The sequence below is a fragment of the Lactiplantibacillus sp. ME-2 genome (genome assembly GCF_022549155.1).
Taxonomy (GTDB): Bacteria; Bacillota; Bacilli; order Lactobacillales; family Lactobacillaceae; genus Lactiplantibacillus; species Lactiplantibacillus plantarum.
On record NZ_JAKZEQ010000035.1, the window covers coordinates 24,360 to 33,847 of the forward strand.

4 protein-coding genes are annotated in these 9,488 nt (G+C 41.6%); 1 reads left to right on the plus strand and 3 read right to left on the minus strand.

All coding sequences use genetic code 11. The features are described 5' to 3' along the window. Positions 1-29: 29 nt before the first annotated feature. Both MMY95_RS12165 and MMY95_RS12170 read right to left on the minus strand, forming a co-directional pair. Positions 30-3,470, minus strand: coding sequence for a helicase-related protein (locus MMY95_RS12165; protein WP_063493520.1), 3,441 nt, complete (start codon positions 3,468-3,470; stop codon positions 30-32). After that, positions 3,467-6,955, minus strand: coding sequence for a hypothetical protein (locus MMY95_RS12170; protein ID WP_063493523.1), 3,489 nt, complete (start codon positions 6,953-6,955; stop codon positions 3,467-3,469). The genes MMY95_RS12165 and MMY95_RS12170 overlap by 4 nt, the downstream gene beginning before the upstream one ends. A gap of 1,585 nt (positions 6,956-8,540) precedes the next feature. On the opposite strand from MMY95_RS12170, the gene MMY95_RS16095 reads away from it, so the two are divergent. Then, entirely contained in the window at positions 8,541-8,603 is a 63-nt protein-coding gene (locus MMY95_RS16095) for a putative holin-like toxin (protein WP_222843308.1), read from the plus strand. Between the two features lie 157 nt (positions 8,604-8,760). On the opposite strand, the gene MMY95_RS12180 is transcribed toward MMY95_RS16095, so the two are convergent. Then, positions 8,761-9,488: ImmA/IrrE family metallo-endopeptidase (locus MMY95_RS12180; protein ID WP_241277675.1), on the minus strand; the 728-nt coding region annotated here is incomplete at its 5' end.

Here is a 9,488-nt window from a genome sequence, read left to right on the forward strand (position 1 = left end):
GCTAGCACTCTAAATCGCGCGCATATATCTTAAATTTTCACATTTGCCAACAACAACTCATACTTTGACTGGCTACTGTCCGCCAACCGCACGTCCATCCGGCTCAACTGTCGCTTCCCAGTCAGTTCAATATTCCCCAAATCAAACTGGTCGGCGTAATAGCTGAAGTTCAACCAGAACAAATTCACATCACGGCTGATTTCAACAACGTCTTCATATAGCGGACTATCCTGATCGATGGTGCGTATATTCTGAGTCAGTTTACCGATGAACTTAGGTGTTAAGCCGGCCTCTTGGATTTTGTTCATAATCATTGTGCGATTAGCAGAATTACGAACGCTCTCCTCAATCGCTTTAGCGGTTTGTTCCGCGACCCGATCTTTCAGTGCGCCAATCGCACCTTCAGACTGTCTCATTGCTTGATTATACTTGGCAACCTCACGCTCAAGAACCTGACGAAACACAGCATCCAACTTGGAAACACTTAACTTTGCGGTACTTTCATTCAATTTGGACGTTCCATCGATACCTGTGTTCAATGCATCATGAAGTTGTTGCTCCCCATTAGTTACGCTGTCGTTGTCCACATTAGTAAGATCAACTACGATATTTTTTTTGGCTAGCAACGCCTGATTGACATCGTTAAAGGTTAATTGCAATACCGCAACACCATGCACCGCGCCCGAAGCAAAGCTAACCTTTGGAATAACCGGTTCCTTAGTGCGGACAATCGGTTCAATTTTCGCATCGTACATCCGGCGATTGGCGATCTGATACTGTTCCGAATGTTTTTCTGAACTCAGACCAGCCTTAACCACAGTCTTCTGGACAGTATCATCCAGCATCTTCTGAACAGCGTTACCTTTTGTCGCCTTAGCCTGCTTGAGGAAATTCATGTACTCGGCATTCGGTAATACCGCATTATCAAACTGCGTGTCTTCCATGACACCTTCCATCTTTTTGTCCAAGCGCTCGCTCATCTTAAGTTCTGCATCAATGGTTTGATAGACGGGGAAGGTATAGACATAAATAGATTTTGTTTTTGAAACGTCACGCGGTCGATCAATCCGACCAATTCGTTGCTCAAGTATCATTGGGTTGTATGGTAGATCAAGATTCATGATCACTTGCGCGTCCTGCAAGTTCTGCCCTGCTGAGATTGTGTCCGTGCCAATCAGAAGATTGATTTCTTTGGGAGAATCAATCAAATCCACGCGATTCTTGGACCGCGGTGAGAAGCGGTCCAGAATCTCTTTACGTGAAACTTCCTGTCCTCCAATAAAATTGGCTGCATCACCACCAGTAATCAGTCCAATCTTGTCCTTATTGAACTCAGGCATCCGCTTTAACTGAGTGAAGTAATACTCCGCAGTCGTCTTGAAGCTGGAGACTACAATCACCTTACGTCCCAGAGAGAGTTCTTTAAGTAAGTATTGCTTGACGCCTTCGAGTTTTTCATCACGGTTGGCATAGGCTGATTCGAGATCCCGTAATAAGGGCTTTAAAATCGTTAAGTCCTGTGCCGTATCTTGCGATATCCTTGCGACAGCTCGCTTGGCAGTATGCTCATTTACAGATTGCACTTGTGCACTAATTCTATTGAAATAGCGACGTTTCTGCTGATTGGATCGTTCTTCACTTGGTAGCAAATCGCTTGACTCGGTGTCATCTAGTCCATCGTCAGGGTCTTGCCCATAGAATGCTTCACGCAGACCCCCAAGCTTCTGTTCATTATAAGCATCTAATTTGTAGGCATTAGCTAGGAAAGTTCTCAAATCCGGCGCTTGCTTGGTTGAATGTTGGATACCGTCCAACTGACTAGACAGCTTCTCCAACTTGTTTACGATGCTGGTAAGAGAATCATGGTATGCCCGCCAGCTCGAATCGGCGCGCTTGAGTAAGATCATCTTAAGACGGTCTACCCCAACCTGGTTGCGTGAATCACCGACATAGCGCATTGGATCCATGTACGCAAAATTAAGTCCGGAAATGCGTTCAAAGTTCTCTCCAAACAGTTGGTTCTTACGGGGTTCATATGGAATCTCGATTGCTGGAAATTCACGTTCGGCGTATTCAACTGCTTTACCACCATAAGTCTTGCGAGTTCGCTGAAGAAACAAATCATCCCAGAACTGATTGAATGCCTCATTATCATTCGCCAACTCCCGAATTGCTTTACCAGTATTTCCAAACTGAAAAATATCTCGGTATTTTCGATCACTAGGAATACGATCAGCAGATAAGAACAAACTCCCTAGATTTAACACATCTTCACGAGAATTGTTCCAAGGGGTGGCAGTTAACAACAACCCTTTGATTTTTTCACCGCTAGTTTCAAATACGTATTGAAGATGCACATAGGCCTTAGCTTTTCGCGACTTGAAACCTAGATGGGCCTCATCGATCACAATCATGTCGTATTGCTTTGCCAACTTATCAAGTTCTGACTTCTCCAATAAGGTGAAACGCTGCCGGGTTATCTGCTTGAAACAATCAGTATGAACATCAACTGTCGCCATTTCTTCAACCCACTGCGTTGTCAACTTGCTGTCAGCAATTAGCAAGACACGATGAATTGTCCCCTGATCTAAACCAAGTCGAATAATCCCGGCAGTCGTGCGGGTCTTACCTAAACCCACTCCATCAGAAAGAACTGCTGTGCCAAAAGTATTTAACTTATCACTGACTTCTATAACACCCGATTGCTGATGTGGATACAATTTCTGTACCCATGGCAAAGCAGGATCTAAATCGGCATACGGTACACTAAATAAGGTAGCGTAATCGTGGTAAGTTTCAGCCACCGTCTGATATGGTTTATCATTAATGATTGCTGGTACTTTATGTTTAATGGCAGCAATCAACTTCTCATCATAAGTCTCAACTTCATCCGACTGCCAGATGAAATCAAACCAGTCCTTTAACACTGGGAAAGTATCGCGGCTCATTACATTCAGTTCGGTGTTGCCTTGTAAACCATTATTAGAAAAATTGGAAGAGCCCACCAGTGCATAGCCATCAAGCCCCTCAGCGTTCTGACAAAACAAGTAACTCTTGGCATGGAAGTAATTTGCTTCTCCGGTGTATACCTTGACTTCAATCCGACCTTGGCTAACCCATTGGCTGACTTGACGCAGAAAGTCTGTGTCGGAAACCGTCATCGTATCCTGATTGATGGTCTCTGACAGTTGTTCAAAGTAATCATCCTTTATGCCATTATCTGCAAATAATTGTTGCGTAGCATAATTAGTTTCATTACCCATTAGGATGTTGAAATGGCCCTGTTGAACAGTCATGAAATGAATAAATTCATCTTTGATCAACAGCAAGCCACTCAAATAGAAGTAGCCAACAGCCACATCTAACAAATGAACATCCGCTTTGCTGAGCAGTTCTTTAATAGCATCGACCATCTTAACGTTTCGGTTATCAATAACACGTTTAGTGTAAAGCTCTCTAATATTACTCATAAATCACTTACCGTCAATTCATCAAATCTGTTAATAATTCGTTGAGATTCTTCCTGGACTTCTTGTTTGTACAGCGGAGATTCAAAAGTTGCTAACAAGGTAATTAAATCATTACGGTCTAATGAATATAACTTTGCAACTCTTGCATTCAGTTCTGCTATCAGACTAGGTTGAGACATTGACAAGAAATCTTGATTGGTATCATCCTCTTCAGAAACTGGTAGATTGTCAAAAAAATTTGTCTCAGCGTTTTTCTTAATTAATAATGCTCGTACGACATTTTCTATCACTGATGAATCATCAGTCTCCCTTGGACTAGCAAACGGAAGTTGCTTAATGAAGAACTGATTGATATTTGTAGTCACAAGTAATCTTAAATAATAATCAACGACATAGCTATCCATCAACCCAAGGTAAAATAGTCGATCCTGGATTGTAACATTCTTAACATCCTTTTGAATAATTGCGCTGTTCGCAGCAACTGCTCCCTTAGGTAACAGTGTGGCTATTAGTGACCGTTTATCAGTTGCACGTGCAATAGCCCGAAACGCAATTCTCCAATCCTCCTCATCAGGATGAATCTTTTTCAAAACGCCTTCTTGCGTTGCAAACTCGGCAGGTAAACTTTTAATGGTAAATTGATTAAAATTCTTACCCTCGTACAGTGGAAAGGTATTGCTATTTTCTTCCATCGAAAAGTATGCGGAATCATTTGTCCTGTCAAAATCTCTCCCCAACTTGAATGGTTTTGTCTCGCCGAAAGAAGGAAATTTTCCCGTCATTTTATGATATACGTCAAATTGAGCTTGTGATTGTGGCTCTACCAATGATAATAATTCTTTGTTTTTCTTTACATCTGACATTGCATAGGTCAACTTCTCACTTTGATCACCCAGAGCTTCCAGATTATCCTTGTAAAAGAATGCATGGAAATCTGGTTCTGATGGTTTCTTTTTTTCAAGAAGCAATACGGCAAATTTGTAACTTCTGTGAACAGCCTTGAAAATTCCCTTACGGTTCTCAAAGGACAAGTATTCACTTATCTGACTATGATCGAAGACCATATGACGAAGCCCTGTTGCTCCCATATCCGTAGCGAAGTTATCGGGTACGAGTACGCCCAATCTACCATTTTGTTGCATGCATTGATAGAATCGTTCAACTGATGCCTTGTACAAGTTAAGATCACCAGATGTCTTACGGCCTGCCACTACCCAGCTCTGGAATTGGAAGTTCTTCGTGTCACGTAGAAATTTAGATCCAGCAGCAATCCGCTCAGAATACTCCATCCAACGCTTATCCAGCAGCTGAAATTGAATCTGCAGTTGTTTCTGTCGTTGCTTTTTCCGCTTAGCATTCTTTAAGGCAAGATAATCTGGATCATATTGGCTGTAGAATTCGTCTGAATTCGGCTTCCAAGTCTCCCAAGGCGGGTTGCCCACAACACAGGTGAAGCCACCACATGGATCAAGTGTTCCGTCGGCCTTAAAAAAGACTTCTGGCAAATTGATTTCTAAGCACTCTGCATTCAATAAGGGCGCTTGATCACCAAGTGTTGAATCTACGTAATGTGCCACTTTTTCCTGTAACTTCACACGTTTAGTTTCGAAGGTAGTATCATTGCTCAACTTAGCACGACGTAAAATGGCAATCTCACGTTTGAGTGGTTTGAATGCTCTATCGCGTTCCTTGAATGGTACGGTATTCATCAACGAGTTCTGGTGAATCAACGTTCTACCGACCAAATTAGGCAAAGGCTTGCTCGTGTCCCGATGTTGAAGAGAGGACAGGGTCAAAGTCAACGAAGCAATGGTAACTGCCTTGTAGTCAATATCCACACCATAAATCACGTGATCAAGAAGATATTCTTCCCACAGACATTCACCCTGTTCCCCAGACTCGAACATCGGATAGCTGGTGATTAGTTCAGAATTGAGATTCAGACCAGTCAGCAATTCATGCTTACCGGCAAGTTTTAGAAACGCTCCGCGGAGAAACGAGCCACCGCCGCAGGCCATATCCACAACTTTGATTGCTAGCAAGTGATTGATCGCAGTCTCCACTAGGGATTTAGACTCATTCCGCTGGATTGTATTTTTGAGTTGATCATATCGGGTCATAAATTCCTTTTCCACGGTTTGATCTACGATATAGTCAACCAGACGTTGATCGGTGTAATATGCGCCTTTTTGCTTTTGCTCCTGCTTATCATCACCGTAGTAAACCGTCGGCTGTCCTTGTTGGTCAAGCATGATCTGAACGTTTTCAGACATTGAGTTCTCGTACTGCTTCTCAAGAGACTCTGGCGCCATATCTTCATAGCGAAAGGAGAATTGATCAGAAGAAGTGTCTACCCACATTTTGGTCACAAATTCTGGATACTGACTCACCATTTGTTTTTCAATAGCAGTCGCAACTTCTCCAACACTACCCGAAAAGAGATCTCCAGCGTACACCGCAGCAAATTGTTCACGTGCATGCTCTGTCAACTCCTCAATATCCGATTTTTGACTGTCACTCATCTTACCGACATGCGCGGTTGCGCTCAGTTCCTCGTCATCAAATAAGCCAGTAAACAAATCCAGCTCGCTTATCGTTTGGAGTGCTTTGTGTTTCTGGTTGATCTTCTTCAGCCTTGTATCATCGGGCGCGCTAATCGCAACCTGGACGGCTTTCTTAATAGCATCATCCAACGTACCACTACCGACACCAAGTGAAATTCCGCTCACTTCAAAAGCCTCTGATCCGTAATAACCTTCTAAGAAACGGCGCATTAACTGACGTAAAATTATGGTATCAACAACCGTTGAAAGCACAGCAGTATAGGATTCCTGTTGGACCAAATCAGCTAAGTCATTCTTCACCAAAAACGCCTTTGTGTGCTCGGTAACCAATGGCATGAGGGCTTGCTTCAATGATGTGCTGGTAATCAGTTCAGACAGCTTCTTACGATAGAACTTCACCATCAATAGGAACGTTGAGGTCAATTCTCGCTTAAAGATTTTTTGAATATCCAAACTGAGCTTATAGTCACCAAATCCAAATTCGTCTTCAGTTACTGCAAGTTGGGCATTGCCCATCAATTGGAAGTTAGTGGCATACATCCGCTTAGTAATCGTATCTTCATTCAGATCCAGACGCATATCTCGGTTGCCGTTCATAAACGGGAAGAATACGACGCGCCCTACACCGACAAAGCCGACAACCAACACATCAAAGCTAGTCGTCAACGCCTGCTTAAGTTCCTCAACTTTCTTGTATAGGCGACGCACATCTATCATCTTCGACTGTAACGTCAAATTAGGTTTGCAACGTAAGGCAATGACCCCTTTCCCATGATCAGGCGTCTTATCAGAAAACAAAATCCGCCAGTCGCTGGTTGGGACAACCGGATTCTTCCCGACAGAATACTGAAGGTATGTTGCAATCGCCGTAATTGATGCCTCGTCACCTTGAAGGCTACTAATTAAATCCGCATCTTTCATATATACCACTCCATCCATGCTTTTAAGCTCCACAATTATTATATGCTAAAGTTATCAAAAAATCCCCACCAGATCAGCCCTCAATCGGTCCAAACTTGGCGGTAATTTTGGCGGGGAACGTAATAAATCCCCCGCCAATCATATCATTTGAATCTCCCTAAAACGCCGTTAAGTCAATATTAAAGGTTCAATTTACATATACCTTTTATTTCCATTCGATAGTAGATGATAAATCCCTGGGCGTATAATTTGGGTTAACCTCAAATTATTTTACTATGAGCAGTGCTGAACAATGGGTATAATATCTAGGGTTCCTCACGATATTGATAAGAATGCGTTTAATCAACAATTAATCAGATTTAGACTTATAACGAAATACGCATAGCGCTAGTTAATTTTTAACCAGGCATCAATAAAAAGACATTATTTTAATAAGTTCTCATCACCGGAGCGTTGTTTCATATTTTTACGATATGTTGTCCAAAAACAGATGCCTATTAGTTTTAAGTCACTCATAATTTTGGCAATAAAGTATTGGATTACTAAGTTTTTAACCAACTTAACATCATGAATTGAATCCTTAGTCATGGCGTATGCCACTACAATTTCCGAATTAGTGACCTAAAAATGGCCCTTAAATCCATAAAACCGGGGGTTTTTAGTTGCATTGTACCCAATTGAAGCAGTTATACTTAAAAATCTTTGCGCTATGATTGCGAATTAGCTGACACAGTGGTGTGGGTATACTATCAATTGTCGTGAAAATTACTGTTGACAATTCGTTTTGTAGTAAGCCATTTCCAATCACATTAAACAAATAGGCTGCATGCTGACAAATATGGTTAAATCGCAATCTTTCTGGTGGGAAAACAAGCGATAAAATGAACGCTTTTTTCTAGTCCAATAGTAACTTACCAACACATTAAAGCTAGTACTGTCACATCTTGTAGGATAGCTTGTGCCACATTCTTGCGATGACGAACAACCGCTGGCACGTACTGATGATACAGCGGGGCTAGAATTGTTTGCCTTTTGTTCCACGGGGCTTGTATTCGATTATTACTGTGATTAGACTAGATTCGATCTGACATGTTTACACTTCTTTGATTTAAGTATAAGCCGTCAGGATTTTTTACTCTCTAAGTTTAACTAGCATCACGCATAATGGAATAACATATTTTAACTATAAGAGCTGGTTTTCTAAAAAATAAAAATGACTAATATTGATACTGAATCAGCCATTACTAATTTAGTTCCGCCAATAAGAGGATTTTTTCTTCAAGTAACTCGACAGTACTATTAATCTTCCATCAGCGTAAGCTTGAAAAACTCCAGGAACTAAAAAAGGTATCTACAAAAGATATTTTGCTGATTCTTAATTTAATCAAATTTAGGATCCTATGAAACCTCATGACTTAATCTTTATTGTGCTTGGTCAACACTTAATTCACCTGTATAATGGATTACGCAGGAAGTTTTAAGGGCGGTGGCTGTCTTTTCCCTTGCGAGGTGAGGCCCATGGGAACATGGAATAATCTTCAGGAAGGTTTCACAGTCAATGAGCGTCTTCCAGACACTCTCGTTGATGTTGCTGTTTGGCACGTTTTTAATCGCGCTACTCAGCTATATCGACAAGCACCACAAATAAAAAAGCCGCCCCGATTATAACTTTGGCGAGTTACGGGACGACATTAATATAGTTTTGTAATTATGCCACCGCCTTTGAAGCGGCTTGCGTGGGAAGTCCTGTTTTCGGCGGGGCTTCCTTTTTCTGCCTTCATTATAGCATGTCCCTTAAAAACTGGCTAACGTTTTAGGCTTTGATCGGGTTCAGAATCTGGTTGTTTAATTTCTGGATTTTCTTCAGCAAATGCTTGCAGCTGTTTTTGAGTTCGCTTACTGATTTTCTGGTGTACATCATTTAATTTATTTTTTAGTTCTAATTTTTGTTGTGGATTCGTTGCTTGCTTAACTTGTTGTTGCAAGCCATGATAGGGCTTATTAAGATCATGGGCTGATAGCTTTTTTAGATCATGCTCAGGCTCTTTTGGGGCTTCTTGTAAGCCTAATTGTTTGGTTAAGCCATCGCTAAGTTCAATCACTTTGTTGCTCACTTGCTGAATCTCACTTAAAGCGCTATGGATTACGGCTTTATCTTTGGTCCAGGTGGCCACGTAACCGAGTGAGTAGTTGCTGGTATCAACGCCAATATTTTGCATGGCAACATACGCAACCGCTTCGGCTTGGGTTTCCTGATAGGCTCGTGGCCGATCTTTAAAGGCTGATTTTAATCCATGTAACTGACTATGTGCATATTCATGATATAACGTCTTCAATTTTAAAGCATTATCGGATTCATCACCACCAATAACAATTTCATTAGTGCTGGGTTGAAAATACCCTTTAGCCCCATTTAGCGTTGCTAAGGGCACTTCACTGACTTTAAGGTCGGTTTGCTGGTTTAAATAATCTTTGAATGCGTTATATAAGCTTGTCACATTCTGATGATCGGCCAAATTTTCTTTGACAAAGT

Excerpts from the sequence above, each read along its gene's own strand:
- MMY95_RS12170 (WP_063493523.1), bottom strand. The coding sequence starts at position 6,955 with ATGAAAGATGCGGATTTAATTAGTAGCCTTCAAGGTGACGAGGCATCA.
- MMY95_RS12165 (WP_063493520.1), bottom strand. The coding sequence starts at position 3,470 with ATGAGTAATATTAGAGAGCTTTACACTAAACGTGTTATTGATAACCGA.